The organism is Streptomyces sp. NPDC015139 (assembly GCF_043079785.1).
In the GTDB taxonomy this organism is placed as follows: domain Bacteria; phylum Actinomycetota; class Actinomycetes; order Streptomycetales; family Streptomycetaceae; genus Streptomyces; species Streptomyces albidocamelliae.
The window spans coordinates 127,668-154,660 of record NZ_JBIBUW010000009.1; the positions used below are offsets into that span (position 1 = coordinate 127,668).

General features: G+C 72.5%; 30 protein-coding genes. 16 read left to right on the forward strand and 14 right to left on the reverse strand.

What is annotated here, in order from left to right; translation table 11 throughout:
- Window positions 1–118: 118 nt before the first annotated feature.
- Both ACF08B_RS24510 and ACF08B_RS24515 read right to left on the reverse strand, forming a co-directional pair.
- Window positions 119–1,318 carry a PP2C family protein-serine/threonine phosphatase gene (locus tag ACF08B_RS24510; protein WP_392319374.1) on the reverse strand — a complete coding sequence of 400 codons (1,200 nt, stop codon included), beginning with the start codon at window positions 1,316–1,318 and terminating at the stop codon, window positions 119–121.
- Window positions 1,315–2,898, reverse strand: coding sequence for an ATP-binding protein (locus ACF08B_RS24515; protein WP_392319375.1), 1,584 nt, complete (start codon window positions 2,896–2,898; stop codon window positions 1,315–1,317). The genes ACF08B_RS24510 and ACF08B_RS24515 overlap by 4 nt, the downstream gene beginning before the upstream one ends.
- Before the next feature lie 106 nt (window positions 2,899–3,004).
- On the opposite strand from ACF08B_RS24515, the gene ACF08B_RS24520 reads away from it, so the two are divergent.
- Window positions 3,005–3,358, forward strand: a complete 354-nt coding sequence (locus ACF08B_RS24520; RefSeq protein WP_392319376.1) for a hypothetical protein — start codon at window positions 3,005–3,007, stop codon at window positions 3,356–3,358.
- Between the two features lie 3 nt (window positions 3,359–3,361).
- Window positions 3,362–3,793, forward strand: a complete 432-nt coding sequence (locus ACF08B_RS24525) for a response regulator (RefSeq protein ID WP_093472051.1) — start codon at window positions 3,362–3,364, stop codon at window positions 3,791–3,793.
- Between the two features lie 105 nt (window positions 3,794–3,898).
- Here ACF08B_RS24525 and ACF08B_RS24530 read toward each other — a convergent pair whose 3' ends face one another.
- Entirely contained in the window at window positions 3,899–4,741 is an 843-nt protein-coding gene (locus ACF08B_RS24530) for an RNA polymerase sigma factor SigF (protein WP_392319543.1), read from the reverse strand.
- A 66-nt stretch (window positions 4,742–4,807) separates the two neighbouring features.
- Entirely contained in the window at window positions 4,808–5,479 is a 672-nt protein-coding gene (locus ACF08B_RS24535) for an ATP-binding protein (protein WP_392319377.1), read from the reverse strand.
- A gap of 650 nt (window positions 5,480–6,129) precedes the next feature.
- On the opposite strand from ACF08B_RS24535, the gene ACF08B_RS24540 reads away from it, so the two are divergent.
- Together ACF08B_RS24540 and ACF08B_RS24545 are read left to right on the forward strand one after the other, a co-directional pair.
- Complete coding sequence (locus ACF08B_RS24540) at window positions 6,130–7,338, forward strand: phosphatidylserine/phosphatidylglycerophosphate/cardiolipin synthase family protein (RefSeq protein ID WP_392319378.1); 1,209 nt, start codon at window positions 6,130–6,132, stop codon at window positions 7,336–7,338.
- Window positions 7,339–7,533: 195 nt separating this feature from the next.
- On the forward strand, window positions 7,534–8,034 hold the full coding sequence (locus tag ACF08B_RS24545) for a MarR family winged helix-turn-helix transcriptional regulator (RefSeq protein WP_392319379.1): 501 nt from the start codon (window positions 7,534–7,536) through the stop codon (window positions 8,032–8,034).
- A 10-nt stretch (window positions 8,035–8,044) separates the two neighbouring features.
- Here ACF08B_RS24545 and ACF08B_RS24550 read toward each other — a convergent pair whose 3' ends face one another.
- The gene (locus tag ACF08B_RS24550) at window positions 8,045–9,223 is read right to left on the reverse strand and encodes a PP2C family protein-serine/threonine phosphatase (RefSeq protein WP_392319380.1); all 1,179 of its coding nucleotides are present in this window, start codon (window positions 9,221–9,223) and stop codon (window positions 8,045–8,047) included.
- A 65-nt stretch (window positions 9,224–9,288) separates the two neighbouring features.
- Complete coding sequence (locus ACF08B_RS24555; protein WP_392319381.1) at window positions 9,289–10,464, reverse strand: PP2C family protein-serine/threonine phosphatase; 1,176 nt, start codon at window positions 10,462–10,464, stop codon at window positions 9,289–9,291.
- Between the two features lie 147 nt (window positions 10,465–10,611).
- Between ACF08B_RS24555 and ACF08B_RS24560 the strand changes: the two genes are divergently transcribed.
- The 6 genes from ACF08B_RS24560 (at window position 10,612) to ACF08B_RS24585 (ending at window position 13,850) form a co-directional block, all read left to right on the forward strand.
- The gene (locus tag ACF08B_RS24560; RefSeq protein ID WP_256339368.1) at window positions 10,612–11,097 is read left to right on the forward strand and encodes a MarR family transcriptional regulator; all 486 of its coding nucleotides are present in this window, start codon (window positions 10,612–10,614) and stop codon (window positions 11,095–11,097) included.
- Window positions 11,098–11,614: 517 nt separating this feature from the next.
- Window positions 11,615–11,974, forward strand: a complete 360-nt coding sequence (locus tag ACF08B_RS24565; protein WP_392319382.1) for an STAS domain-containing protein — start codon at window positions 11,615–11,617, stop codon at window positions 11,972–11,974.
- Between the two features lie 87 nt (window positions 11,975–12,061).
- The gene (locus tag ACF08B_RS24570) at window positions 12,062–12,511 is read left to right on the forward strand and encodes an ATP-binding protein (RefSeq protein ID WP_392319383.1); all 450 of its coding nucleotides are present in this window, start codon (window positions 12,062–12,064) and stop codon (window positions 12,509–12,511) included.
- 162 nt (window positions 12,512–12,673) lie between these two features.
- On the forward strand, window positions 12,674–12,820 hold the full coding sequence (locus tag ACF08B_RS24575; RefSeq protein ID WP_176985440.1) for a hypothetical protein: 147 nt from the start codon (window positions 12,674–12,676) through the stop codon (window positions 12,818–12,820).
- Complete coding sequence (locus ACF08B_RS24580) at window positions 12,817–13,422, forward strand: PRC-barrel domain-containing protein (RefSeq protein WP_392319384.1); 606 nt, start codon at window positions 12,817–12,819, stop codon at window positions 13,420–13,422. Before ACF08B_RS24575 ends, ACF08B_RS24580 begins: the two co-directional genes overlap by 4 nt.
- Window positions 13,419–13,850: a PRC-barrel domain-containing protein gene (locus tag ACF08B_RS24585; RefSeq protein WP_392319385.1), complete on the forward strand. Its 432-nt coding sequence runs from the start codon at window positions 13,419–13,421 to the stop codon at window positions 13,848–13,850. Before ACF08B_RS24580 ends, ACF08B_RS24585 begins: the two co-directional genes overlap by 4 nt.
- A gap of 156 nt (window positions 13,851–14,006) precedes the next feature.
- On the opposite strand, the gene ACF08B_RS24590 is transcribed toward ACF08B_RS24585, so the two are convergent.
- From ACF08B_RS24590 to ACF08B_RS24600, 3 genes are all read right to left on the reverse strand, one after another.
- The gene (locus ACF08B_RS24590; protein WP_392319386.1) at window positions 14,007–14,570 is read right to left on the reverse strand and encodes a 2'-5' RNA ligase family protein; all 564 of its coding nucleotides are present in this window, start codon (window positions 14,568–14,570) and stop codon (window positions 14,007–14,009) included.
- 120 nt (window positions 14,571–14,690) lie between these two features.
- Window positions 14,691–15,311 carry a LysE family translocator gene (locus ACF08B_RS24595; RefSeq protein ID WP_392319387.1) on the reverse strand — a complete coding sequence of 207 codons (621 nt, stop codon included), beginning with the start codon at window positions 15,309–15,311 and terminating at the stop codon, window positions 14,691–14,693.
- Window positions 15,312–15,323: 12 nt separating this feature from the next.
- Entirely contained in the window at window positions 15,324–16,448 is a 1,125-nt protein-coding gene (locus ACF08B_RS24600; protein ID WP_392319388.1) for a diaminopropionate ammonia-lyase, read from the reverse strand.
- 113 nt (window positions 16,449–16,561) lie between these two features.
- Here ACF08B_RS24600 and ACF08B_RS24605 point away from each other — a divergent pair, with 113 nt between their 5' ends.
- On the forward strand, window positions 16,562–17,497 hold the full coding sequence (locus tag ACF08B_RS24605; RefSeq protein ID WP_392319389.1) for a LysR substrate-binding domain-containing protein: 936 nt from the start codon (window positions 16,562–16,564) through the stop codon (window positions 17,495–17,497).
- Window positions 17,498–17,510: 13 nt separating this feature from the next.
- Here the strand turns inward: ACF08B_RS24605 and ACF08B_RS24610 are convergent, their stop codons facing one another.
- On the reverse strand, window positions 17,511–18,269 hold the full coding sequence (locus ACF08B_RS24610) for an SDR family oxidoreductase (protein WP_392319390.1): 759 nt from the start codon (window positions 18,267–18,269) through the stop codon (window positions 17,511–17,513).
- 154 nt (window positions 18,270–18,423) lie between these two features.
- Window positions 18,424–19,239, reverse strand: coding sequence for an SAM-dependent methyltransferase (locus tag ACF08B_RS24615; RefSeq protein WP_392319391.1), 816 nt, complete (start codon window positions 19,237–19,239; stop codon window positions 18,424–18,426).
- A gap of 306 nt (window positions 19,240–19,545) precedes the next feature.
- Between ACF08B_RS24615 and ACF08B_RS24620 the strand changes: the two genes are divergently transcribed.
- Window positions 19,546–21,981 carry a SpoIIE family protein phosphatase gene (locus ACF08B_RS24620; RefSeq protein WP_392319392.1) on the forward strand — a complete coding sequence of 812 codons (2,436 nt, stop codon included), beginning with the start codon at window positions 19,546–19,548 and terminating at the stop codon, window positions 21,979–21,981.
- Between the two features lie 27 nt (window positions 21,982–22,008).
- On the opposite strand, the gene ACF08B_RS24625 is transcribed toward ACF08B_RS24620, so the two are convergent.
- The 3 genes from ACF08B_RS24625 to ACF08B_RS24635 all read right to left on the reverse strand — a co-directional run bounded on the left by ACF08B_RS24625 (window position 22,009) and on the right by ACF08B_RS24635 (window position 23,159).
- Window positions 22,009–22,584 carry a hypothetical protein gene (locus ACF08B_RS24625; protein WP_392319393.1) on the reverse strand — a complete coding sequence of 192 codons (576 nt, stop codon included), beginning with the start codon at window positions 22,582–22,584 and terminating at the stop codon, window positions 22,009–22,011.
- Window positions 22,585–22,666: 82 nt separating this feature from the next.
- Window positions 22,667–22,915, reverse strand: a complete 249-nt coding sequence (locus tag ACF08B_RS24630) for a hypothetical protein (protein ID WP_392319394.1) — start codon at window positions 22,913–22,915, stop codon at window positions 22,667–22,669.
- Entirely contained in the window at window positions 22,902–23,159 is a 258-nt protein-coding gene (locus ACF08B_RS24635; protein WP_093472074.1) for a DUF6400 family protein, read from the reverse strand. Before ACF08B_RS24635 ends, ACF08B_RS24630 begins: the two co-directional genes overlap by 14 nt.
- Before the next feature lie 268 nt (window positions 23,160–23,427).
- Here ACF08B_RS24635 and ACF08B_RS24640 point away from each other — a divergent pair, with 268 nt between their 5' ends.
- The 4 genes from ACF08B_RS24640 (at window position 23,428) to ACF08B_RS24655 (ending at window position 26,837) form a co-directional block, all read left to right on the forward strand.
- The gene (locus ACF08B_RS24640; RefSeq protein ID WP_392319395.1) at window positions 23,428–25,122 is read left to right on the forward strand and encodes a TROVE domain-containing protein; all 1,695 of its coding nucleotides are present in this window, start codon (window positions 23,428–23,430) and stop codon (window positions 25,120–25,122) included.
- A 43-nt stretch (window positions 25,123–25,165) separates the two neighbouring features.
- Entirely contained in the window at window positions 25,166–25,369 is a 204-nt protein-coding gene (locus tag ACF08B_RS24645) for a hypothetical protein (protein ID WP_392319396.1), read from the forward strand.
- 115 nt (window positions 25,370–25,484) lie between these two features.
- Entirely contained in the window at window positions 25,485–25,913 is a 429-nt protein-coding gene (locus tag ACF08B_RS24650; RefSeq protein WP_392319397.1) for an ATP-binding protein, read from the forward strand.
- A gap of 201 nt (window positions 25,914–26,114) precedes the next feature.
- Window positions 26,115–26,837: a chaplin gene (locus tag ACF08B_RS24655; protein WP_392319398.1), complete on the forward strand. Its 723-nt coding sequence runs from the start codon at window positions 26,115–26,117 to the stop codon at window positions 26,835–26,837.
- Window positions 26,838–26,993: the final 156 nt, after the last annotated feature.

The following is a 26,993-nucleotide window of genomic DNA, read 5'->3' on the forward strand; positions in this document are numbered from 1 at the left end:
ATGTGGTTGCTCCTACGACGCGGAGTCACGGCTGACACACGCGTACCCGGACAGCGGCCATGTCTCACCCGTCCCGGGCGAAGCGGTTACCGGTCCCCTTGCCGGACGGGGCTGCGCCTCAGGGCCGCGGGCCGTCGGAGCCGGGCAGGCCGGCGTTCCAGTCGAGGCGGAGGACGGCGAGGTCGTCGGTGTGCCGGTCGGCGTTCAGGGTGCGGGTGCCGGCGATCAGCCGGTCCAGGTGGATGCCGGGGTCCGGGGTGCGGATGCCGTCGATGATGCGCAGCAGGCCCTCCACGCCGAGCCGGGCGCCGGTGCTGTCGGCGAAACCTTCGACGAGGCCGTCGGTGTAGGCGATGAGCGCGCCCCGGGCGGGCAGCGCGAGGGTGGTCGCGGGCCACTTGCCGAGACCGGGCGCGATACCGAGGGCGACTCCGTGCGCGGCGGCGATCTCCCGGGTCTCGTCGGGGGTGACGAGGAGGGGCTCGTGGTGCCCGGCCAGGTGCAGTTTGAGGGTGCGCGCACCCGGATCGAGGGTGATGAGGGTACAGGTCGCGAACAGGTCGCTGCCCGTGCGTTCGGCGATGTGGATCTGTTCCAGGAGGTGCAGCAGATGCTGGTCGCGGTGGCCACCGAGCGTCAGGGCACGCCAGGCTATGCGCAGGCAGACACCGAGCGCGGCGGCGTCCGGGCCGTGGCCGCTGACATCTCCGATGACGGCGTGGACCTGTCCGTCGTCGGTCTGGACGACATCGAGGAAGTCACCGCCGAGGAGAGCCTGCGCCCGGCCGGGGTAGTAGCGGCTGGAGGCGGTGACGGCGCCGGGCGAGAGCAGCGGTTCCGGCAGCAGACCGCGTTCCAGACGGGCGTTCTCCTCGGCGCGCAGGCGCCCGATCTGGAGGTCCGCGTTGGCGCGCTCGGCCTGCTTTCGCTGGACGGCGTAGCGGACGGCGCGTTGCATCAGGTCGGGGTCGACCTTGCCCTTGATGAGGTAGTCCTGGGCGCCGGCGGCGAGGGCGTCGACTCCGGCGCGGGGTTCGTCGAGGCCGGTCAGCACGATGATGGCGGCACGGGTGGCGGCCTGGATGGCCTGGACCGTCTCCACGCCGGACGCGTCGGGCAGGTGCAGGTCGAGCAGGACGCAGTCGACGGGGTGCGACGCGAGCGCCCTCCGCGCGTCGGCGGCCGTGCGGCAGCGCGTCAGGGCGTGCGGCATGTCGGTGTCGTAGAGGAGTTCCTCGACCAGGAGGGCGTCTCCGTCGTCGTCCTCGACCAGCAGGATGCGGAACCGCTCCGCGCGAACCGGCGCCCGGCCGGTCACGACTGCGCCTCTCTCTCGGCGGCGGGCGCGGGCCCGACGGCGGGCAGGGTGAGGACGACTCGGGTGCCCAGCTTGTAGTCGGGGTCGATCCCGATCGTGCCGCCGTGGAACTCGACGACCTTCTTGCACATCGCGAGGCCGATGCCCGTGCCCGGATAGGCGTCCTTGGTGTGCAGCCGCTGGAAGAGGACGAACACCTTCTCCTGGAACTCCGGTGCGATGCCGATGCCGTTGTCGGTGACCGTGAACTCCCAGACGCCGTCGTCGGACACGGCGCCGATGTGGATCCGGGGCGGGCGGTCCGGGCTGCGGAACTTGATCGCGTTGGACAGCAGGTTCTGCCACAGCATGCCCAGCTGGGTGCTGTCCCCGACGACCGTGGGCAACGGGTCGTGGGTGATCTCGGCCCCGCTCTCCTCGACGGCCACGCTCAGCGCGTCCAGCGTCCGGTTCAGCACGCCTTCGAGGTCCACCGTCTGGTGGTCGTTGTGCACCCGGCCGACCCGCGAGAAGGCCAGCAGGTCGTTGATCAGGAGCTGCATGCGGTTGGCGCCGTCGACGGCGAACGCGATGTACTGGTCCGCCTTGTCGTCCAGCTGTCCGCCGTAGCGCCGCTGGAGGAGCTGGGTGAAGCTGGACACCTTGCGCAGCGGCTCCTGGAGGTCGTGGCTGGCGACGTAGGCGAACTGCTCCAGTTCCGTGTTCGACCGCTTGAGGTCCTCCGCCTGCTCGTCCAGCAGACGCCGGGCCGCCTCACTGAACTGGAGCTCCTCCACCAGCCGTCGGCGCATCGAGTCCACGTCGGAGGCCAGCTGCCGCAGGTCGGCGGGGCCGGTGCCGGCGAGGGAGCGGTCGAAACGGCCCCGGGCCACCTCACGGGCGGCCGTGCCCAGCTGGGCGAGCGGGCCGGTGACACCGCGGCGCAGCCCCTCGAAGACGAGCACGGCGACGAGGGCGATGACCACGGCGATGCCGGCGAACATCCAGTTCCGCAGGGTCACCGCCCGCCGCAGGTCGCGCGCGGCCTGCTCCCGCTCGTTCTGCAGGTGGGCCTGCTGCCGGGTCATCGCGCCGCGCAGCGCGTCGAACTCGGACTTGCCCTCGGCGGCCCGCCGGGTGGACAGCGCGATCGCCTCCTGGGCGGGCGCGGCCGAGACGGGCTCGGCGATGCGCTTCTGCCAGGTGCCGGCCAGCTCCTCCACGGTGGCCAGGTCGGCGCGGGCCCGGGCGTCACCCTCGACCAGGGGCCGCAGCCGGCGCAGGGCGGCCTTCTCGTCGGACACGCCCTCCGCGTACGGCTGGAGGAAGTCCGAGCGGCCCGACAGTCCGTAGCCGCGGATGCCCGTCTCCTGGTTGACGAGCGCCTGTTCCACCCGCATGGCGTCGATCAGCGCCGGCGAGCGCCGGTCGACCAGCTGGGTCGTGATCTGGGACGTACGCCACATGGCCCAGCCGCCCAGTGACCCGAGGACCGCCAGGACGAGCAGGGTGCCGGCGACCCCGGTCCGCAGCCAGCGCCGGGTGGTCCAGCCGGAGAACGCGGCCGTGGCGGACGGCTCGGTCTGTATCGCGCTCTGCATTCTTCCCTCGACGAGTCGGCCGCTGTTGTCATGTGGCAAGCACACTGTACCCAGGGACGGACAACGCATGTTGTCTCGTCACCGATCGACGCCGTAGGGTGACGCCATGCCCGGTCGCCCTTCCCCCTCGCCTTCGCACGGGGAAACGGCCGCGCTGGTGACCCAGGTGGTGGAGGAGCTCACCCGGCGACTCGCCCGGGACGCCCACCACCCGCCCGCGGGCACGGTAGCCGACGCCCGGCGACGGGCGCTCCTGCGCCTGCGCGTCCTTCGGGGCGTCAAGCAGGCGGTGCGGCACCTGGAGGACCAGGCGGCCCGCGCCGCGGCCGCGAGCGGAGCCGGATACCCCGAGATCGGCCGGGCCGTGAACATGAGCCGTCAAGGAGCCCGACGCCGCTGGCCCGGGCTGATCAGCAACCGCACACCTTCCCCGACCTCGCCCGAACCCCGGAGCTCGTGACCCATGGCTGCCGCCGCAATACGCCCCTACGACGTCCTGCTGGTCGAAGACGACGTCGCCGACGCCATGCTCATCCAGGACGCCCTCGCCGAGCGCGGTACCCGGAACCTCACTCAGGTCTCCGACGGCATCGCCGCCCTGGAGTACCTGCGCGACCCGGACAACGAGCGCCCCGACCTCATCGTGCTCGACCTCAACATGCCGCGCATGAACGGACGCGAATTCCTCGCCGTGGTCAAGGAGGACGCCGATCTGCGGACCATTCCGGTGGTCGTCCTGACCACGTCCGCCGCGCCCGACGACGTCACCGGCGCCTACCGGCACCACGCCAACGCCTACGTCACCAAGCCGGTGAACCTGGAGGACTTCGAGGCGGCCGTCCGCAGCATCGACACCTTCTACCTCGACATCGCGGTCAAGCCGCCCCGGGAGTAGGGCCCCCGGGAGGGGCGGCGCCACGTCGCCGCTCCTCCGGGACACACGTGACGAACGGCCGGATCCGGTGGATCCGGCCGTTCCGCGTCCGCTCCCGGCACGCTGTCAGTCCGCGCTGAGCATTCCCTCGCGCAGGCGGGCCAGGAGGCGGGAGATCAGGCGGGAGACGTGCATCTGGGAGACGCCGAGACGTTCGCCGATCTCGGCCTGGGTGAGCTCCTCGACGAAGCGCCAGTGGATGATCCTGCGGTCGCGTTCGCCGAGTTCGGCGATCATCGGTGCGAGGGCGTGGAAGTCCTCGACCAGTCCGAGTGCCGCGTCCTCGTCGCCGATGAAGTCGGCCAGTGCCGCCTCACCGTCCTCGCTGCCGCTGATCGCCGCGTCCAGGGACGCCGACTTGTAGCCGTTGGAGGCGAGCTGGGCCTCGACGACCTCGTCCTCCGGAAGGCTCATCAGCTCGGACAGTTCCTTGACCGTGGGGGTACGGCCGAGCCGGCTGCGCAGCTCCTCGTTGGCGCGGGCCAGCTGGACGCGGGCCTCCTGCAGGCGCCGGGGCACGTGCACGGCCCAGGACGTGTCGCGGAAGAACCGCTTGATCTCGCCCACGATGTACGGCACCGCGAAGGAGGTGAACTCCACCTCACGGGACAGCTCGAACCGGTCGATCGCCTTGATCAGACCGATCATGCCGACCTGGACGATGTCCTCCATCTCCTCCGCACCCCGGCTGCGGAACCGCGCCGCCGCGAAACGGACGAGGGACATGTTCATCTCGATCAGCGTGTTGCGCGCGTACTGGAACTCGGGCGTCCCCTCCTCCAGCACCGCGAGCTGGTCGAAGAACACCTTGGACAGCGCCCGCGCGTCCCGGGGAGCGACCTTGGACGGGTCCGCTATCGCCGGAACGTCCACGTTCTGCTCAGTGCTCTGCACGGTCGTCGTCGCCATCATGCGCCCCACCCGGTCGATCGGCCCTGTCTGTCGTCGTCGGCTCCCCGGCCGACGCTCCCGCGTCTACCCCGGCTCGCCGCAGGCATGCCCCCCGGATTCGGAATCCGGATCCAGGGCGATCGTCGCGGTGACCCGCTTGCCCGTCGCCGCCCGCTCCGCGCCGAGCGCCAGGGCGACGGCCTTGACGATCTCCAGCCCGTGCTGGCCGACCCGCCCGGGGTCCGCCACCCGCGCGGTGGGCAGCACGGGATCGCCGTCCCACACCTCCACCTCCACCGTGTCCCCCGACACACGGAGCTTCAGCAGCACCGGGCCGGGCGCGTACTTGCAGGCGTTGGTGACCAGTTCGCTGACGACGAGCTGGATGAGATGCACGCTCCGCTCGGAGACGGTACGACCCCCGGCAGCGACCTCGGCCAGGAACCCGGCGGCCAGGTGACGCGCCTCGGCTATGCAACCGCCGCCACCGGACAGCACGGCCGCGATCGCCTGAGCGACCGGCAGGGGCTCGGTGGTCGGTACCGGGTCGGCCGCCGTCATCGACCCGGCCGAGGCCGACGGGCCGGCCGCCGTCGCCGACGCGGTGGTCGGCACCGGGTCAACGGTGGTCACCGGCTCGGTCGCCGGCAGGTCGGTCGGTGTCGGAGCCGGTCCCGTCACCACCGGCCCGGCCATGGCCGACGGCTCGGCCACCGTCATCGCCTCGCCCCTCCGCGACAGGGCGACGTCGGCCAAGGGACTCGGCCGCCTCCACCGGCCCGGCCCCCGCCATCGTCTCGGCCGTCGGCGGCAGCCCGGCCGTCGGCGCCGAAGACGCGGCCGTCGTCTCGGGGTCCGGCATCGGCAGTGGGCCGACGGCGGCCACCGGCCCGGTCGGCGGCAGGTCGGTTCGCGACGAAGGCACGGCAGGCGTCGGCGGCCCGGCCGAGGCGGACAGCGCGGCTGCCGTCGTCGGGTCGGTGGTCGGCAGTACGTCGATGCCGGTCGAGGGCTCGGTCGGCGGCACCTCAGGAGTCGTCACCGGGCCGGCCGTCGCCGGCCGCTCGGTCGGCGGCTCGTCGGCATCCGGTATGCCGCAACACCCGCCTTCGCTCTCCAGACCCATCCGCTCTGCCATACCCACCTCATCCACAGGGCTCCGCACCCGGGCGGGCACGGGGTCCGCGCTTCTGCTGCCTGTGCCGAGGCCATCCGGGTGCATAACCAGTACCATGCGCGCGCCGCTCCCCGGCCCGGAAGCCGTCCGCGCCCCGCCCGGACCGTGCCTCCGTCCCGGTGAACACCCCCCGCGGCCCCGGGAGTGAGGCGGTGGCCGCCGGGCATCTGATTGTCCGGGCTGGATCGGAGGCCCGCACCACGTCGTGCACAGATGAAGGAGACCGGGCGTGACCCTCGACGGCATAGCGGCAGCCCCCGTTCGCACCGGCGAACCGGACCTCGCGGCCCGCAAGCAGCGCCTTCGCCGGCGCCTGGAGCGGCTGATCGGCGTGGCCGCCACCGAAGGCAACGAGCTCGTGCCCCTGCGCAACGGCGACGAGATCTTCCCGGCGATGCTCGGCGCGATCCGCGGGGCCGAGCACACGATCGACATGATGACGTTCGTGTACTGGCGCGGCCAGATCGCCCGCGACTTCGCGGCGGCGCTCACCGACCGGGCCCGCGCGGGCGTGCGGGTACGACTGCTGCTGGACGGTTTCGGCGCCCAGCAGATCGAACAGCACCTGCTCGACATGATGGACGAGGCGGGTGTGGAGGTGGCCTGGTTCCGCAAGCCCGTCCGGCTCTCGCCGTTCAAGCAGAACCACCGCTGTCACCGCAAGGCCCTCATCGTCGACGAGCACACCGCGTTCACCGGTGGCGTCGGCATCGCGGAGGAATGGTGCGGCGATGCCCGCAACCCCGACGAATGGCGGGACACACATGTCCAGGTCCGCGGCCCGGCCGTGGACGGTGTCGCGGCCGCGTTCGCCCAGAACTGGGCCGAGTGCCACGACGAACTCTTCGACCACCGCGACCGGTTCGTCGAGCACCGGCAGCCGGGCTCGTCCGTCGTGCAGGTGGTGCGCGGCTCCGCCAGCATCGGCTGGCAGGACATGCAGACCCTGATCCGGGTGATGCTGACCTCCGCCGAGGAACGATTCCGCCTCGCCACCGCCTACTTCGCCCCGGACACCTTCTTCATCGACCTGCTGTGCCGGACCGCCGAGCGCGGCGTCACCGTGGAGATCCTGCTTCCCGGCCCGCACACCGACCAGCGCGCCTGCCAGCTCGCCGGCCAGCATCACTACACCCGTCTGCTCGAAGCGGGCGTACACGTCCGCCAGTACCAGCCGACGATGATGCACGCCAAGATCATCACCGTGGACTCGGTCGCCTCCCTCATCGGTTCCACCAACTTCAACCGGCGCTCCATGGACCACGACGAAGAGGTCATGCTCGCCGTCCTGGACGAGGAGTTCACCGCCACCCTCGACGCCGACTACGACGCGGACCTGAAGAACAGCGTCGACATCGACCTCGGCCGGTGGAGACGGCGCGCGATGCTCCAGCGCGCCAAGGAGGCGGCCGTCACCCCGGTCCGCCGGTTCCTCTGACCCGGGTCGGTGACCGCTCGCCGGGCGCACACGCTTCAATGGGCGGGTGATGGAGATTGCGTTCCCACCCGTCGAAGGTTTCGTGACCGCGGGACATCGCCCGGCCGGACGCGCTTGCCCCGCGACACTTCGGGTACCGCGATGGAATAAGGGTGGTAACCGTGTGGACGGGCGATTACTGAAAGCGATGCGTTCGTGACTGGCCTCAGTGGCTCCGGAGACGGCCGAGCGAGCGGACCGGACGACGACTCCGTGTCCCTCGCCTCGACGATCGCCGAGGCAGTGGACAGGCTGGCCGATCTGTGGTCGGTCGCCGCTCAGGGGGCGAGCCTGCGCTTGTCGCCGCACCAGTTGCGGGCCCTGCGGATCCTGGAAGCGGAGCCGGGGCAGAATCTCACCGCGCTGGCGGTGGGCATGGACATCGGGCTGCCGACGGCCAGCCGGCTGTGCGACCGGCTGGAGGCGGCCGGTCTGCTGGAGCGGGTACTGCACCCGCAAAGACGCCGTGAGGTGCAGCTCCACCTCACCGGACACGGCCGGCAGGTCCTGCACGAGGTGGCCTCGCGCAGGTCGCGGGCGCTGGCCGCCGTACTCGCGGCCATGGAGACGACCGAGCGCGACGCGCTGCGGCGGGGACTCCAGAGCTTCCTGGCGGCCCAGGACGGGGACTCCCCGGAGGGGGGCGGCCCCGGCTGACGGGGGCGCGTCAGGCCTGGTGGCCGTGCCAGTCGAGGCAGACCACGGCGGCGTCCGACACGAGGTCGTCGCTCCCGAAGTGCTCGACCAGGCCGGCGACGACCGCGCGTGCCGCCTCGTGCGGCGGCGCGGGTCGGGTGGCGCTGAGGATCTGCCGCAGGGCGCCCTCGCCGAAGAGGTCCCCGCCCGCGGAGCGGGTGCCGTGCACGCCGGTACTGACCACTATCAGCCGGTCGTCCGGTTCGAGCTGGAAGTGCTCCTCGACGTAGTCGGTCTCCTCGAACATGCCGAGCGGGAGCTGGGCGTCCAGCTCGACGCGTTCGGTGTGGCCCCGCCGCTGGCGGAACAGCTGCGGTGAACCCGCGTCGACGGCGGTCACCGTGCCCGTGGCCAGGTCGCACCGCAGCAGCAGTGTCGAGGCGTACACCTTCCCGCCGTACTGGGCGTAGACGGCCTGGTCGGCGAGGCAGGCCTGGTCGGCCAGGCCGAGACCGCCCCGCCGGGCGTTGCGCAGCGCGCCGACCGTGAGGCTGGTCAGGAGAGCGGCCTCGATGCCCTTGCCCATGCCGTCGGTGACGGTGAGCGTGACATGGCCGGCGTCGGCCGACCAGTCGAAGTTGTCGCCGCCGATGGAGTAGGCCGGCTCCAGGTGGGCGCCGATGACGTATTCCTCGCGGGCGGAACCGCGGCCGGGCAGGAGCTGCCACTGCATCTCGGCCGCGAGGGTGAGCCGGCGGGTGCGACGGGCCTGGAGGTACAGGTCGGTCTCGTGGTCGGCGGTGACGACCTCGTGGCCGAGTGCCGTGGCGAAGTCGCCCAGCTGGAGCACGGTCTCCGGGTCCGCGGCGCCGTCGGGCAGGCGCACGGAGAGGACGCCCAGGCGGTCTCCGCGCACGGTGATGGGGAGGTGCACCAGGTGGGCGGCCGGGTCGCGGAGGACCTCGACCACCGGGCTCTGCCGGACGAAGGCGCTGCCGACCGGGCCCTCCTGCGCGGGTACCGGGTCTCCTGTGTAGGGCAGGTGGGAGACCGGCTGCAGGACGGCCAGGGCGTAGTCGGCGAGCAGGAGGGTCACCTCCTGCGCACCGAGGCGTTCGGCGAGGATGCGGCGCGCCGTGGCGACCAGGGCGTGGGGCGGGGCCGCGCGGAGCTCGGCCTCCACGGACGGGAGCGGTTCAGAGGCTGTCACGGCATCGGCCCTCTCGACTCGTAGAGCCACGCTATCGCGCCCGGGGGACCGGCGAACGGGGAGCGTCACGAGCGGCCGGGCCGCCCGCGCCAGTCCAGGCACACCACCAGCGCGTCGTCGTCCGGCAGGGCGCCCGTACCACGGTGACGGTTCAGCTCCGTCAGGATGGCGCGGGGCACGTCGGGCGCGGGCAGCAGCCGGGTGGACTGGATGGCCCGCACGAGGGCCGCCTCGCCGTACGCCTCGCCCTTCGGGGAGGCCACCGCGTGGACGCCGTCGCTGACGAAGACCAGCCGGTCGCCGGGCTCGACCGCGAAGTCCTGCGTCACGTAGTCGGTCTCCTCGAACATGCCGAGGGGGAGCTGGGCGTCGAAGGTGACGCGCTCGACGGTGCCGCCCCGCAGCCGCAGCAGCTGCGGGGAACCCGCGTCCACGACGGTCGCCCGGCCGGTGGCAAGATCGAAGTCGAACATCAGGACGGACAGGTAGCAGCGCCCGCGGTAGTGGGCGTAGACGGCCTGGTCGGCCAGGGCCGCCTGGTCGGCGATGGGGATGTCGGCGCGGCGGGCGTTGCGCAGCGCGTTGATGGCGAGGTTCGTCAGCAGGGATGCCTCTATGCCTTCGCCCATGCCGTTGGTGACGTACAGCATCAGGTGGTCGGCCGTGGCGGACCAGTCGAAGTTGTCCCCGAAGATGGCGTAGGCGGGTTCCAGCTGGGCTCCGAGGTCGTACTCGGCTCGGGAGCAGGAGCGGCCGGGGAGCAGTTGCCACTGCATCTCGGCGGCCAGGGTGAGGCGTTCCTTGCGGCGCGCCTGGAGGTACAGGTCGGTGTCGCGCTCGGCCACGATCACCTCGTGCCCCAGCACATCGGCGACCTCGGCCAGCTCGGACACCAGCTCGTGCGTCGCGAGGCCGCCCGGGAGGGTCACCGACAGTACGCCGAGCCGGTCGCCGCGTACGCTCACGGGCAGATGCACGTACGCCCGCCTGTCCCGCCCCTCCTCGCAGTACGGCGCCTGCGAGGCGAAGGCCCGGCCGACCGGGCTGCCGTGCACCGGGACCGGCTCCAGGGTGTGCGGCAGCACGGACACCGGCTGGAGCACCGTCAGGCCGTAGTCGGCCATGAAGAGTTCGACGGCCTCCGCGTCGTACCGCTCGGTCAGGACGGCACGGACGGCGTCGAGCAACTCATGGGGAGCCGCTGTGCGCAGGGCGCGTTCAGCTGCTTCGAATCTGTTCACGATGGGGATACACCAATCTTTCTCCGGACGCCGTGCGGGCTTCCCCGGGCCGGGTTCGGCGGGAGGAGCCGCGTCGGTCGCCCCGAGTCATCTGTAGCCGGCGCGGGCGCCTAGTACGCTGAGGGGCACCACAGTGCCTGCGAGAGTGTGACCGTGACTGCCTTCCGCCGCCGCCCGGAGCCCGACGAGGTCGCCCGTGTGACCACCACGGCCGCCGAGCTGCTGGAGGTCGTGTGGGGGCGCGCGTCCACCGCGCCCACCTCCGCGTCCCAACTGCGCGTGCTGCACATCCTCGAGCACCAGGACGGCATCAACCTGCGCACCCTGGCCGAGTGTTTGGCCTCCACGCCGCCGTCCACGAGCCGGCTGTGCGACCGGCTGCAGGCCGCGGGGTTCATCGAGCGGGTGGTCGGCACGGAGGACCGGCGCGAAGTGCGGCTGCACCTCAGCGGCCGGGGCCGCGCGTTCCTCGCCGACCTGCGCGCCCGCCGGGAGCAGGAGTTGCGGAAGGTCCTGGCGGACATGCCCGCCGCCAAGCGCGTGGCCCTGCTGGACGGGCTGGAGGCCTTCTGTGCCGCCGCGGCGACGCAGATACACAGGGACACACCGGACTCCGGCAGCCAGACCGCCTGAAGTTCCGCACGCGGCAGCGGTGTCACCACCGCCCTTCGGCGATCATGACCAGTACACGGAGCGGTCTCCGTCCACCGGAGCATTCCACGTCCTTCCCCGCGTACATCCGACACGGCTACTCTGTTGCCTCATGACTATTGTTGTCAAACAACAACAGTGCCCGAGGGGCGTCCTGCCCGAAAGTTCGAATACCCCGTACCGGGGAGATCCGCCATGACTGTGTGCCATGTCTCGCGGGGCCGGTGGCCCGGCCGCGATCCGGGTCGGCGGTGACACGGTCGCGCGCGGCGAGAAGAGGTTCAGAGCGGTGACACACGGCGGCGTCCCGGACGCCCGGGAGGGCGGGCCCTGCCGACACCTGTGCCGCTCGGACGGGAGCGCTGCGCGATGTCCTTCATGAGTCCCCCTTTACCCGCTGCGACGGCTCACATGGGGGTAATCACCCGGGGCCGACGCACCGCGTACAGCCGGCACGTACGACTAGACCCGCAGAACTCTGCGCTGTGAGGATGACTTCATGCACGCGGCCCCCGAGATAAAAGTTCACGTAACCCGCCACGAGCAGACCTGCGTTCTCACCGTGCGCGGCGAGGTGGACCACGACGACGCCGAGGACCTCGAGGCGGCGTGGGAGGCGGCCGACCGGGCGGCGCTGCCGGTGACGGCGGTCGATCTGTCCCAGGTGAGCTTCGCCGACAGCATGCTCCTCAACGCCCTTCTGGGGGCGCGGCGCCGGCATCTGGCCGACGGCCGGGACCTGGTGGTGCTCGGCCCGTTGCAGCCTGCGGTCCGCAGACTCCTGACCATCAGCGGCACCATCGACCACTTCCACGTCGTCGACGCCGGCCACGGCCATGTGGAGGGCACCACACCATGAAGCGGATTACCCCGGGTAGGCGAAAACGGCAGAACGAGAACACTGTGCTGTCAACGGCACGGACTCAACAGGCACGGAGACGCATCCATGGTCATCCCGCTTAGGAAGCAGGCGGCGGATGAACAACACGACGAGGGCCCCCTGCGGTCCGGCACGGCCTGGGACACGGCCGGGATATCCATCGCCGACACCCGGCGTACGGTCCGCACGCTGCTGGCGCGGGCAGGTCATCATCCCGACCACCGGCCGAGTCAGGACGCCCAGCTGGTGGTCAGCGAACTCGTCACCAACGCCCTTCGCCACGCGCCCGGACCGGGCGCTCTTCTGCTCGAACTGTCGGCCGAAGACGCCGTGTTGCTGATCGCCGTCCGCGACGGCTCACCCCGCCCGCCCAACGTGCGCCCCCAGGACGGCAGCCGGGTCGGCGGACACGGTCTGCGCCTGGTCACGCAGTTGTGCGAGCAGGTGCACACGGACCCGTGGAGGACCGGCAAACAGGTCACGGCACACCTGCGGTTGGGCACCCCCACCGACTGACGGTCGAACTGCCGTACAAAGGCGCCTTGTCACGCCCCGCTCAGCGTATTTCCCCCGTTCCTCCGCCCGCCGTCGGCAGGCGTGCCGGACCGCCTTGCGGGCAACCGGAAGCACGAGGGGAAACGGGGCCGGACATGGGGGAAGACCAGAAGGAGGTCGGCGATGGTGTGGTGGCTCTGGGTGGTCCTCCTCGTCGCGGTGGTCGGACTGCTGAGCGCGGCGACGCTGGCGGTTCAGGCCAGGCGCCGCGCGGGGACCGTGATCGCGGTGCGCGGAGGCCGCCGCCCCGGCCGGGGAGGCCGGCTGTGAACAGGCTGATGCTCGCCTCCGAGTTGGGCAAGCGCGTGGTCGTCACCCTGGGCGGTGAGGCCGTGGCGCAGATCAAGGACACCGTCTTCGACGCCGGGGCGGGCCGGATCACCGGCTTCACCCTGAGCGGACGGGGCCTGCTGGCCGGCCCGCTGAAGAAGAGCCTGCCGTTCTCCGCTGTGCACGCCGTGGGCCCCGCGGCCGTGATGATCCCGAGCGAGACGGTCCTGGAGGACCGGGACGCCGTCGTGGGGTCGCGGGACGCGGGACACGGTCAGGTGATCGGGGTGCCCGTGCTCACCGACGAGGGCACCGAGGTCGGCACCGTGCGCGACATGGTGATCGAGGCCGGTGCCGACGGACGGGTGGTCGGCTTCGAGGTCGCCGCCAACGAGAACCTGGACCCGCACAAGCGCCGGGTGTTCATCCCCCGCGGGCAGACGCTGGCCGTGTCGGGGCAGGCGGTGGTCGTGCCCGCGCGGACCAGTCACTTCGTCGCCGACGACCTTCCGAGCTTCGACGCCCAGGTGGAGGCGTTCCGGGCGGACGCCGGCCGGGCGGTTCCCGAAACCCGTACGGCCGGCGAAGGAGACCTCGCATGATGCTCTTCACGCAGACCCGGGGCCTGCCGGTGATCACCGCCGAGGAGGCGGCGACCCTGGGCACGGTGAAGGACCTGACCATCGATCCCCACTCCAGGAGCGTCGCCTGTCTGCGCCTGTCCGGGGCACCGAAGGACGCCGCGGTCGTCGACTGGAACGCGGTGGAGGCGGTGGGCAAGGACGCCGTCATCGTGCGGTCGCGCAACGCCGCCGGGGCCGGGCAGGACCACCTCCCCGAGCATCACGAAGCAGTCGGGAGCCGGGTTCTGACCGAGTACGGCGTGGAGCACGGCACCGTCAAGGACATCGCCTTCGAACCGGCCACGGGAGCGATCCTCACCGTGTACACGGCCCTCGGCGACATCGCGGGGGAACGTCTCATCGGCCTGGGCTCGCACGCCATGGTCGTACACGCCGACCGAGCCTGACGGGCCGCCAGAGTGCCGCGGCCGGTTCGGGAACCGGCCGCGGCACTTTCCAAGGAGCACGGGCTGAGCCCTCGACCCGGCACGAGCCGGGTATCCCCGACGCCGGGGACCAGTCGGCGCCATACGGGTGATCATGGAGAGCGGCGGAACGGACCGTCAGTGCTCGGCCACCCGGCGGACCACGCCCGTGCCCAGCGTGATCACGGCTCTGGGGCGCATGGGCTCCTCGCCCCGGCGGGAGAGCAGGACCACCTCCTCCACCACGGCCGAACGCGCGGCGAGCCGGGCGGTGCACTCGGCGGCGAGTCCCTGCGGGTCCTGGGTACGGCCGAGGGACAGGTGCGGGGTGAAGCGGGCGCCGCGTCCGCGGCTCAGCGGGAACCTCGCCGCCAGTACCGCGTGCAGCCGGGCCCACGGTGCCGGCCCCGCCGCGGCGGGGTCGAGCCACACGGTCGCGTAGTGCCGGTGGCGGAAGTACCGCACCCCGGCCAGGCGCGCGGTGAACACCCGGCTCTCCGACGCGGCGGCGGCCAGCAGCGGCAGGGCCGCCCGGAACTCCTCCTCGGGTACGAAGCCGAACAGCAGGTTCACGTGCGGTGGCCACCGGCGTACCTGCGGGTCGTGCTCCCAGCGGATGTCCTGGATCGCCGGCCAGAGCTCCCGCGGCGGCAGCCACGCCACCGCCGTACGGGGCGTCGGTGCCACTTCGAGCGCGTCCACCGGCTCGGCCCCACCGGAATGCGGTTTTCCGTCCACACTCCATGATGCGGCCCGCGGCCCGCGAGCCACGGGTGGCGGGACCGGTGCCGCGGGTGGGGCGCCCCGGTGGCGGAACGGCCGTCAGGCGCCGGCCGTCGCGAGCAGGAGTCCGAAGGCGATCAGCGTGACGCCCGTGGTGCTCCCGAGCGCGCGGCGGATCCGCGGCCTCTGGAGTACGGGCCCCGCCCTGGACAGCAGGAGCACGTAGCCGCCCAGCCAGGCCAGGGTCAGGGCGGTGTGGAGCAGGACGAGGAGTGTCATGGCCCGGGCCGGGGGCAGCCCGGGCGGGGCCAGCGTGGGCAGCAGCCCGGTGTAGAAGACGGCGATCTTCGGGTTGAGGAGGTTGCTGACCAGTCCCGTCCGCCAGGGGCTGCCGACCGCTGCGGGACCCGCGTACGACGGGGCGGTGGATGCGGCGCGCCGGTGCTGCCACAGCGCCTGGGCGCCCAGGAACACCAGGTAGCCGGCGCCCAGGAGCCTGACGGCCAGGTAGGCCGCGGGCGAGGCGGCCAGCACGGCGGCGAGCCCGGCCACGGCCAGCGCGCCCCAGACGAGCAGACCGGTCGCGATCCCGGCCACGGTGCGCAGCGCGTCCCCGGGGCCGGCCACGAGGGCGCGCCGGGTCACCACCGCCATGTCCGGGCCCGGTACGACGGTCAGCAGGGCGAGGACGCCGATGGCGGCGACGAGATGGGTCAGCACGCTGCCGTTCCCTCAGTGGACGACGGTGGAGTGGGGGTTGGCGTCGGCGCCCTCGGTGCTGAGCAGCACGACCACCGAGGTGCCGTCTAGACCCAGCGCCGTACGGCGTTCCCCGGCGCCCGGGCCGGTGAGCGCCGCGTGGCAGCCGGCGAGCGCCGCGGCTCCGCAGAGGCCCGAGGAGACACCCAGCGCGGCGAGGCGGGCGGCCGCACGGGCGGCCGCGGCGTCGGGGACGGCGACCGCGGCGTCCAGTCCGCCGTACAGGTGGGGCCAGGCGTTGCCGGAGGGCGTACCGCAGTTCAGGCCCGCCATGATGGTCCGCGCGGTGGGGACACTGACCGGTTCGCCGGCGTCGAGGCTCGCCAGGACGCAGGCGGCGGTCTCCGGCTCCACCGCCAGCAGTGCGGGGGCGGGACCGGCGGGGCGGGACCGGTAGTGGGTGAGGACGGCCTGCGCCAGTGATCCCACCCCGACGGGTACGGCGACCAGGTCGGGGCCCGTGGCGACGCCGGCGGCGGTCAGCTGCTCGTCGATCTCGGCGCACAGGGTGGAGTAGCCCTCGACGATCCACCCCGGGATCCGCTCGTAGCCGGGCCAGGCGGAGTCCTGGACGAGGACCGTGTCCCGGTCCGCGGCCGCCTCGGCCGCGAGGCGCACCGCGTCGTCGTAGGAGCCCGTGACCTCGGTGACCTTCGCCTGCTCGGCGACGATGGCCTCCACGGCCCGCGGATGCACCCACTCCGGAACGTAGACGTGAGCGTGCTGCCCGAGTCTGCGCGCCAGCCGGGCCACCGCCCGGCCGTGGTTGCCGTCGGTTGCGGTCACCAGGGTGACCGGGCCCGGCCGCTCACCGCTCGCGGCGCGCTCGGCGAGTACGCGGTGGATCGCCCAGGACGCGCCGAGCGCCTTGAAGGCGGGCAGGCCCAGACGGCAGGACTCGTCCTTGACGAAGACGCGCCCCACGGCGAACTCCGCCGCCAGCGCGGGAAGTTCGGTCAGCGGAGTGGGGAAGTAGTCGGCCAGCGAGGAGTGGAAGGCCCGTACCGCGGCGGTGGGCGCGGGGGCGCACCGCCACTGCCGGGCACCGGGGCGCACGCGCCAGGGCAGTGCGGACGAGGGAGAGGCGTTGTCGGACACACGTACAGGATCCGGGAGGGTTCTATGATCGGTCCAGCGAATGTTTCCGACGCATACCCTTCGGATGAGCCGATCGTTCGACGGAAGCGGGACGGGCGGGAGGCGAGCCCACCATGTTCGATCTGCACCGGCTGCGACTGCTGCGCGAGCTCAGGCGGCGTGGCACCCTCGCGGCCGTCGCCGCCGCCCTCTCCTACGCCCCCTCGTCCGTCTCGCAGCAGCTCTCCCTGCTGGAGGCGGAGGCCGGTGTGCCGTTGCTGGAGCCGGTCGGCCGGCGGGTGCGGCTGACCGAGCAGGCCGAGATCCTGGTCGCGCACACGGAGGCGGTGCTGGAGCGCCTCGAACGGGCGGAGGCGGACATCGCCGCCTCGCTGACCGACCTGACCGGGACGCTGCGTGTCGCCTCGTTCCAGACGGCCGCACTGACTCTCGTACCGGCCGCGCTCGGCCTGTTGCGCGACAGACATCCGCATCTGCGGGTGCACGTCACGCACATGGAGCCGGAAAGGGCCCTTCCGGCCTTGCAGGCACGCGACTTCGACCTCGTCCTCGCCGAGGAGTATCCCGGCAACCCCGGCCCGCGGCCCACCGAACTCGAACAGCAGGACCTGCTGGAGGACCCGCTCCGGCTCGCCGTGCCCGAGGCGGCCGGCTCCCGCGGCCGGGGTCCGATGGCGGCGCTGCGCGCCCTTTCCGGCCACCCCTGGGTGATGGAACCCGAAGGCACGGCGGCACGGCACTGGGCCGTGGCGGTGTGCCGGGACGCCGGCTTCGAACCCGACGTGCGGTTCGAGACCACCGACCTCCTGCTGCACCTGCGCCTCGTCGAGCAGGGACACGCCGCGGCCTTCCTGCCCGACCTGCTCCGGACCGCACAGCCCGCGACCGTCCCGCTGCGACCGCTCCCCCGCGGCCGGAACACCCGCCGCATCTTCACCGTGGTCCGCCGCGGCCGGGGCGGGCACCCCGCCGTCGTGGCGTGCCGCGACGCACTCCTCGGCGCGGTGGGCCGGGGCGCGGGCCCGGCACGGGGCGGCACGGCCGGGTGAGCGGTCGCCGGCCTCAGCCGACGAACTGCTGGCCGCCGTCGACGTCGTAAGTCGCCCCGGTGAGCGCCGTGTTGGTCATCAGGTGCACGGCGAGCGCGGCGACGTCCTCCGCCACGACGACCCGCCCGATGGGCAGTGTGGCGCGCAGGTGCTCGCGGCGGGCGTCGAGCTCGTCCCCGAGGAGCCTGGCCGACAACGGGGTGTCGACGAAGCCCGCGGCGATCAGGTTGACGCGGACGGGCGCCAGTTCGAGGGCGAGGCCGGCGGTGAGCGCGGGCAGCGCCGCGGTGACGGCCGAAGCGCTGCCGAGGCCGCCGCGGACCCGCCGGGCGCCCGTGCCGCCCATGAGCAGCAGGCTGCCGCCCGGCCGCACCCTGCCGGACAGGTGGCGGGCGACCTCCAGCGCGAGCACCATGTGCCCCGTGAGCGCACGGCGCGCGTCGTCGGGGTCCATGTCCAGCAGGCTTCCGTACGACGGGTGGCCGGCGGTGATCAGCACGTGGTCGATGGGCCCCGGCAGTTCCTCGAAGAAGTTCCGCAACTGCGCCGGGTCGTCGGCGTCGAAGGCGGCGGTGCCGACCGCTTCGGCCTCGGCGGCCGCGGTGCGCAGCCGCTCGGGGTCCCGGCCGGTGAGGATCACGTCGGCGCCCTCGGCGCGGGCATGCCGCGCGGTGGCCAGTCCGATGCCCGCGCTGCCGCCGATCACGATGAGCGTCTGTCCCTGGAGAGCGGGATCGCGGGGGTCGCGCGCCGCCGACGGCTGAGCACTCATGGACCCTCCTCCGCCGCGGCGACCTCGTCCTCTGCCAGCCTGCACCCTTGACGGCGGCCCCGCATGTGAGCGGCGCCGTGCCCGGGGACCCCGGACCCGTGCCCCTCCTCTCCGCCTCGCGTAGGCGGAGGGGGGGTCGGCCGGGTGCGTCCGGTCAGGGCTTCCTGGCGAGTCCGCCGTGTTCGGCGATGACCTCCCCGGCCGGCCCGCCGGGCTCGGGACGCCACTGCGTGACCGAGACGACGCCGGGCTCGATGAGCTCCAGGCCGTCGAAGAACGAGGTGATCTCGTCGACGGTGCGCAGGTTGTAGGGGACGGCACCGCTCTTGTTGTAGCCGTCCTGGGCATCCTCGAAGACGGGGTCGATGCCGCGCGACCCGTCGTTGATGGACAGGTAACTGCCCGACGGCAGCGCCGCCATGAGCCGGGTGACGATGGAGCGGGCCTGCTCCCGGTCGGCGACGTGTCCCAGGATGTTGCTCAGGATGAGCGCGGTGGGGCGGCTGAGGTCCAGCGTCTCGGCGGCGGCCGCGAGGATGCGCTCCGGATCCGTCACGTCGGCGTCGATGTAGGCGGTCGCCCCCTCGCGGGACGAGTAGAGCAGCGCGCGGGCGTGGGCCAGGACCATCGGGTCGTTGTCGACGTACACGATCCGGGCGTCGGGCGCGAGCCGCTGGGCGACCTCGTGGGTGTTGTCGGCGGTCGGCAGGCCGGTGCCGACGTCCAGGAACTGCCGGATGCCCGCCTCGGTGACGAGGTGCGTGATGTTGCGGCGCAGGAAGGCCCGGCTGCTGCGGGCGATGGTGACGATGCCGGGGAAGACCGCGGTGTACGCGTCTCCGGCCTCCTCGTCGACGGGGTAGTTGTCCTTGCCGCCGAGCCAGTAGTTCCAGATGCGCGCGGAGTGCGGCACCGACGTGTCGATCTTCTGGTGCGTCTCTGGTTCGGGCGTCGTAGCGGGATCGGTCATGAGTCGAGTCCGTCTTTCAGCCAGGGCGTGGATCAGTCATGGCACAACCTATGTCCGAACACCGCCCGCCCACTCACCAGTTCGGGTTTCCGACCACTCCGCCGGGCGGCCCGCGGCTCCGCCGCCCGGTGCGCGAGCCGTGAGCGAGCGCCTGCTCCGGCGATGCGGAGCCGTCGGCCGGACACCGCGGCCCGGTCCCTTCCCGGGGAGCGGCGCCACCTCATGGGCATCACGGGTGCGAAGACACGTCCGGGGCTATGTGAGACCGTAGTGCAAGGAAAGTTGCCCGCGGACGGGGCCGACAGCATGGGTCTCAGGGATATGGCGAACGAGCACCGGGGCGATCCGTTCGGCATCACGTCGGCCGCCGTCGTCCTGGTGGACGTGCACGGCATGATCCGTCACTGGAGCGAGCGGGCGGAGACTCTGCTCGGGTATCCGGCGGCGGACGTGCTCGGGCGTCCGGCGATGTCCGTGCTGGTGAGCGAGGAGTCACCGGCGTCCCTGATGTCGCGGGCCCGGCGTTTCGAGGGCTGCTGGGAGGGTCTGGTCACCGTCCGTCATCGTGCGGGCCACCCGGTGGAGCTGGCCGTGCGGGCGTGCCCGCTGGACGCGGAGCAGGGCTCCGGCTGGCTCGCCGTGGCCTGTGACGTCGCCTCCTCGCGTCAGTGGGAGTTGGACCAGGCGGTGCTGCGGAGCCTGCTGGAGGAGTCGCCGATCGGCGTCGGGGTCCTGGACACCGATTTGCGGTTGCAGTGGGTGAACCAGGTGCTGGCCGCGATGGAGGGCCTGCCGCTCCACGACGGGGCCGAGGGCACGGCCCGTATCCCGCAGTCGGGTGAGGTGCCGCCGTCCGTCGACTGGCAGGCGCGGCAGGTGCTGATGTGGGGCCGGGTGTCACCGGCCCTGGAGCAGGTGGCGCCCCCGGCCGGCATGTCCCGGCGGGGCTCGCACGGTCATCTCCGGCTCCGCTCCTCGTTCCCGTTGCGCGATCCCTACGGCAAGACGCTCGGGGTGTGCCACACCGCAGTCGAGTTCAACGCCGAGGACCGGGCGCGTGAGCGGCTGGCCCTGGTCAACGAGGCGGCGCAGCGCATCGGCACCACTCTGGACCTCGACCGCACGGTGCAGGAGCTCGCCGAGGTCCTCGTGCCGCAGCTCGCCGACTTCGCGGCGATCGATCTCTTCCAGGGCGTCCTCGCCGCCAAGGACCTCAGCTCAGGCCCGATCTCCGGGGGCACGCTCCAGCGGGCCGCGCACCTGTCGATCCGCGAGGAGATACCGGAGGCGGTCGTCCCCATCGGGGAGCCCACCGGCTACCCGCCCAAGTCTCCGCAGCGACGCTGTCTGACCACCGGCCGGCCGATCCGTGATCCGGTGCTGAATCCGACCACCTGGTGGCTGGCCGGCGATCAGCAGCGGCTCGCCAAGCTCGTCCGGCTCGGGGTGCACACCCACCTGGTGGTACCGCTCCGGGCGCGGGGCGTGACCATGGGGGTGGTCACGCTGTTGCGCTGGGACAACCCCGACCCGTTCGACGAGGAGGACCTCCTGCTCGTCGAGGAGCTGGTGGCCCGCGCCGCGGTCTGCGTGGACAACGCCCGGCGTTTCGTCCGCGAGCACAATGCCGCCCTGGCCCTGCAGACCAGCCTCCTGCCGCCCGATCTGCCCGACCACTGCGCCGTCGAGGTCGCCTACCGCTATCTGCCGACCGACGCCGAGGCGGGCGTGGGCGGCGACTGGTTCGACGTCATCCCGCTGTCCGGCGCCCGGGTCGCCCTGGTCGTGGGGGACGTCGTCGGCCACGGCATCCATGCCGCCGCGAGCATGGGGCGGCTGCGCGCGGCCGTGCAGACGCTGGCCGACCTGGACCTGACCCCCGACGAGCTGCTCGCCCACGTGGACGACCTGGTGCTGCGCCTGGCGGAGGAGGCCGAGGCGGCGACGGACAACCCGATGGTGGTCGGGGCCACCTGCGTGTACGCCGTGTACGACCCGATCTCGCGGAAGCTCAACGTGGCACGGGCCGGCCATCCCACCCCCGCCATCGCCCATCTCAGCGAGCCCGTCGAGCTGCCCGACATCCCCGCCGGTCCCCCGCTCGGGCTGGGCGGTCTGCCCTTCGAGTCGGCCGAGATCGAGCTGGAGGAGGGCAGTGTCGTCGCCCTGTACACCGACGGTCTGATCGAGGCCTCGGACCGCGATGTCGACGTCGGCTTCGAGCGGCTCTGCTTCGCCCTGGCCCACCCCGACCGGCCGCTGGAGGAGATCTGCGACACGATGGTCCGCATCCTGCTGCCGGACCATCCGCGCGACGACGTCGCCTTCCTGATCGCCAGGACCCGCGCGCTGACCCCCGACCGGGTGGCCTCCTGGGAGGTGCCCGCCGATCCGCAGGCGGTGCACGAGACCCGCGAGAAGGTGGCGTGCCAGCTGGCCGCGTGGGGGCTGGAGGACGTCGCCTTCACCACCGAGCTGATCGTGAGCGAACTGGTCACCAACGCCATCACGCACGCGTCGGGGCCGATCGGTCTTCGTCTGATCCATGAGCGGACCCTCATCTGCGAGGTGTCGGACGCCAGCAACACCTCGCCCCACCTGCGGCGTGCGCTGAGCACCGACGAGGGAGGACGCGGTCTGTTCCTGGTCGCGCAGGTCGCCCAGCGCTGGGGCACCCGGTACACGGCGACGGGCAAGACGATCTGGGCGGAACAGCAACTGCCCGGCACCGGCTGCCGCTGAGGGCGTCCGGCCCTGGGGCCGCGCGGGTCAGCCGTCGTCCCTCGCGCCGCTCGCCTCGTGGGCGCGGCGCAGCGATGTCTCCTCCGCCCGGTCGGCCAGTGCCAGCAGGCGGTCTCGTCGGCGGGGCCACCACAGCAGGTCGGCCAGCAGGAGGACGACCAGCAGCCAGGAGGCGATGGTCTCCCCGGTGGTTCCCGTCAGCGTGTCGTACACGGCGAGAGCGAGCGCGAGCACGGTGACGAGGAGGATCACCCAGCGGCGCAGCCGGTCCTCCTCGGCGGCCCGGCGCAGGGCACCCGCGTACTCGGAGACGGCGGGCGCCAGCCGGGGGTCACCGACGGCCTCGCCCCGCCGGGTGGCACGGACGACGGCCGCGCGGTCGGCGGCGTTCATGTGCCCGGCGGCGGGCCAGAGCCTGTCCATCCGGCGGGCCACACGGATGCCGTAGAACACGCTCAGCACCACGAACACCACGGCGGGCCCCAGCCAGGACCCCGACTCGACGAGCACGAAGGCCCCGAAGAACACGCCGGTGGCGACGCCGGCGCCCAGCGCCCTGCCCGCCCGCCCCCGCCGCCACAGCACGCCCGGTACGAGGATCATCTGTCCACGGTGGCCACCACCCGGCACGGCCGCAACCGGCGCGTCCGCGCGGCGGCCGGGAGCGGGCGCCGCGCCGGTGCCGTCACAGGCCGCTGGTCCTGCGTCTCCACTTCGTACGGGTGGCGCCGAAGCCCGTCTCGTGGTCCCAGATGTGCGTGCACGAGGGGCACTGCAGATGGAGGAGACTGCCGGTGTTGGTGAGCAGGTAGCGCCAGTGGTCCGGGCACCTGCGGCCCTGCTCGCACACGGGGCACTCCCGGTGGTCCTCGCAGTTCGGGCAGGTCACCCAGGCGCGGCGCCCGATGTCCGCCTGCGGATCAAGCGGAAGCACGGCCGTTCCCGCGTTCGGGGAGAACGCCGGCCCGGACGAGGGTGTCGTACACCCGCTGCTGCTCCTCGTCGAGGCCGGAGTAGAGCAGGTCGTACGCCTCCTCCTCGTCGCGCAGCACCTTCACGGGGTCCCAGCCGGGGCCGAGCGCGTCCATGACGTGGGCCCGCCGGATCATCTCGTGGCTGTTCAGATCGACGGCGAAGTCGACCGGCTCGGTGGGAGGAGTGGGGTCATGGAGGGACATACCATCGAACGTAGGTACGCCTTCCCCTCCGCGACAAGGGCAGGTGGGGGACATCACAGGCCGACGCGGGGCCCCGGATTAATTCGGATGCGCACACCGCGTGCCCGCGGATACCGTCCCCCGTGACGTCTTCCGATGCGCCGAGCCCCGGTTACTTCCTGACGACGCAATCCACACCGGTGCCCAATCCTTCTCGGGAGACGTCCCCCACGCTTTCCTCACCTCTCTCCCCGCCTGTCCACCGCACCCTTCAGGGGGATCCGTCTGCATGACCCGGTTCAGCCGCCAACGGGCCAAGACCGAAGCCAGGAACGAGATTCGGGCCGAGGTACCCGGGTTGACCGCGCGAGGACGCACCTCACCGCTGTCCACACACGGGCAGTGGGTCCTGCCCGCACGGCGGTGGGTACCCGCCGTGCCCTCGGCCGTGTCCGTCAACCACCAGGGCGGCGCGGGATACGCCCGCACGCCGAAGGAGGAGCTGTTCCTGCTGGCCGTCGGCAACCTGGTCGGGCAGGAGACCTTCTACGAGAGTGCCGGCTCGCGGGACGACCGGTACTCCGCTCTCGTACGGCGGCTCGCCGTCGGCGATCCCGCGTGGACCCTGGGGCTGCTCCGCTGGCTTCGCACGGAGGCGCACATGCGGACCGCGTCCGTCGTCGGTGCGGCCGAGTTCGTACGGGCACGCCTGGAGGCCGGAGCCGCCGGGTACTCTCGGCAGGCGGTCGACACGGTGCTGCAACGCGCCGACGAACCGGGCGAGTTGCTCGCCTACTGGACCTCCCGGTACGGCAGCCGGCTCCCGCAGCCCCTCAAGCGCGGTGTCGCCGACGCCGTACGGCGGCTGTACACCGGCCGTGCGCTCCTGAAGTACGACAGCCCGTCCCGGGGCTTCCGCTTCGCCGACGTCCTGCGCCTGACCCATCCCGTACCCGCGCCCGACCGGCCCTGGCAGGAGGGGGTGTTCCGGTACGCCCTCGACCGGCGGTACCGGCCCCACCTGGCCGTGCCGCCCGCGGGCGACCACCTCCTCCTCGCGCACCGGGACCTCATGGCCGTGGCCGTGGCGGAGCGGTACGACCTCGTCACCTCGCCCGGCGGGGCCGAGCGGCTCTCCGCCGCCGGAATGACCTGGGAATCCGTGGCCGGATGGCTCCAGCGCCCGCTCGACGCGGCCGTGTGGGAGGCGCTGATCCCCTCCATGGGTCCGATGGCCCTCGTCCGCAACCTGCGCAACTTCGACGACGCCGGCGTCGACGACCGGGTGGCGGCCGAGGTGGCCGGCCGCATCTCGGACCGGGACGAGGTGCGCCGCTCGCGCCAGTTCCCCTTCCGGTATCTCGCCGCCCACCGCAACGCGCCCTCGCCCCGCTGGCACGACGCCCTGGAGACCGCTCTCGGGCACTCGCTCGCCCAGGTGCCCGCGCTGTCCGGCCGCACCCTCGTCCTGGTCGACCGGTCGGGGTCGATGTTCGACACGCCCAGTGCCCGGACCCAGCTCAACCGCGCCGATTCCGCGGCCGTGTTCGGCACCGCCCTCGCGCTCCGCGCCGAGCACGCCGACCTCGTCGAGTTCGGCACCGGCAGCCGGGTCGTCGAACCGGCACCCGGCGAGTCCGTGCTGCGCGCGGTGGACCGGTTCCACGAGCTCGGCGGCACCAGCACCGCCGCGGCCGTCCGGCGGCACTACCGCCACCACGACCGCGTCGTCGTCGTCACCGACGAACAGACCCACCCGTCCTGCGGCGTCGACCCGTTCGCCGCCGTCCCGCGGCACATCCCCGTCTACACGTGGAATCTCGCCGGATATACGTACGGCCACACCGCGAGGGGCCGGCACCGGCACACGTTCGGCGGCCTGAGCGACGCCGCCTTCCGTCTCGTCCCGCTCATCGAGTGCGGCCTCGGGGCGGCCTGGCCCTGGGAGACCGGTGCACGCGCGCAGGAGCACCCGATCGGCTGACCGGCGTGCGTTTCCCTTTCGGGCAAGCCTCGTTAGGTCACACATGATCAAGAAGATTGCCTGTGCGTCCGCCGTCGCCGCAGCTCTCCTGGCCGCCGCCCCCGCCGCCGAGGCGGCCCCGAAGCCCGCCCCCGCCTCCGGAGTTCCCGCGGCGTCCCTCCTGAACGGGCTCCTCGGATCCCTCGAGGTCGGGCATCCGGTGACCTCCCTGAAGACGATCGTCCCCACGGGCGTACGGGGCGAATGACCGGCTCCGCCCCCGGCGCGCGGGCGACCGGCACGACCGATCGCCGCGACCCACCGCTGCGGCCCCCGGTCCTGGGTACACGAACTCCGTCGGGTCGTACCAGGAGAGGGTCGCAGTGGACGGATCGTCGCTCCGGGCAGTGGGCTGGGCACGCTCGCTGCCGCTGAACAGTGAGGTGAAGGTGGCACGGGACTGGGCGCGTGCGCACCTGAAATCCCTTGGCTGGACCAGTGATTACCCCGAGACGGTGGACGCGGTGCTGCTCGCCGTCTCGGAACTGGTCACCAACGCCCATGCCCACGCGCACAGCAGTGCGCAACTGGTCCTCACATGGGACAACAACTGCCTGCACATCGCCGTGCACGACGCGTCCAGCAAGCTGCCGACGCCCCGTCCGCCCAGTACGGACGGGCTCGGGGGCCGGGGCATGCTCCTGGTGGACGCCGTCGCGGACGAGTGGGAGGCCCGCCCCTGCTCGCGGGGGAAGACCGTCATCGCCTGTTTCCGGCCGCGCGCCGAACCGAGCGGGCCTGAAAAACGATGACTTGACGATCTCCCTTTCACCGGTTTTCGTCGCCGGCCACCGTCCGGGAGCGCTCCGACCGGGCCAATTGCCCTTGTCACGTGCCGTCGGAGAGAAGTCGCGCCAGACGAAAGGGTGATAAGCCATAACCAGGACACATGTAGCGGCGTTTCATCGGGTGCGGGTGATTGCCCGCGACCATGTATGGAAGGCAAGGGACCTATGAGACGGGCTACCCGAAACAGTGTCATCGCCGTCGCAGCCGCTTCGGGCGCGATGGCCATGGTGGGCTCGGCGCACGCCGACTCCGCAGCGGACGGTGCCGCGGTCGGTTCGCCCGGACTGATCTCCGGCAACAGCATCCAGTTGCCGGTGCACCTTCCGGTGAACGCGTGCGGGAACACGGTGAACGTGGTGGGGCTGTTGAACCCCGCGATGGGCAACCGCTGCGCCAACGAGGGCGGTGGGGCGGCCAAGACCGGCGCCTCCTCCACTTCGAGCAGCCAGGGCGCCGAGGCCGCGAGCGTCACGCGCGATTCGCCGGGCGTCGTCTCCGGCAACGGTATCCAGCTGCCGGTCGATCTCCCGGCGAACGTGACGGGCAACTCCGTCGACGTGGTGGGGATCCTGAACCCCGTCTTCGGCAACCAGTCGACGAACACCTCGCACCGCCCGGAGACCGTGACGCCGGCCGAGCCCTCGCCCGAGCCGCCGACCCGCGTCACGCCGCCGGTCCACAGCGAGCCCCCGGCCGCGCCGCGACCGCACGTCCCGCCGAAGCCGGCCCCGGTGCCCGCGCCCGTGCCGGACAAGGCGATGCCCGTGCTCCCGCACACCGGTACGGACGGCATGCTGGCGGCGGCCGGGGTCAGCGCGGCCTCGCTGCTCGGCGGCACGCTGCTGTACCGGCGCTTCCGCACGCCGGCCGCCCAGCTGAAGGGCTGACCGGCCCGCGCTCGGCTGCCGCTGATACGGACCGGGTCACCTGATCGAGGGGGCCGCGGGGCCCCCCCCCCCCGGCCCCCCCCCCCCCCCCCCGGGGCCCCCCCCCCCGGCAGGGGGGGGTGGAGGGGCTGTTACCGCCCGCGACCCGCCGCGCGC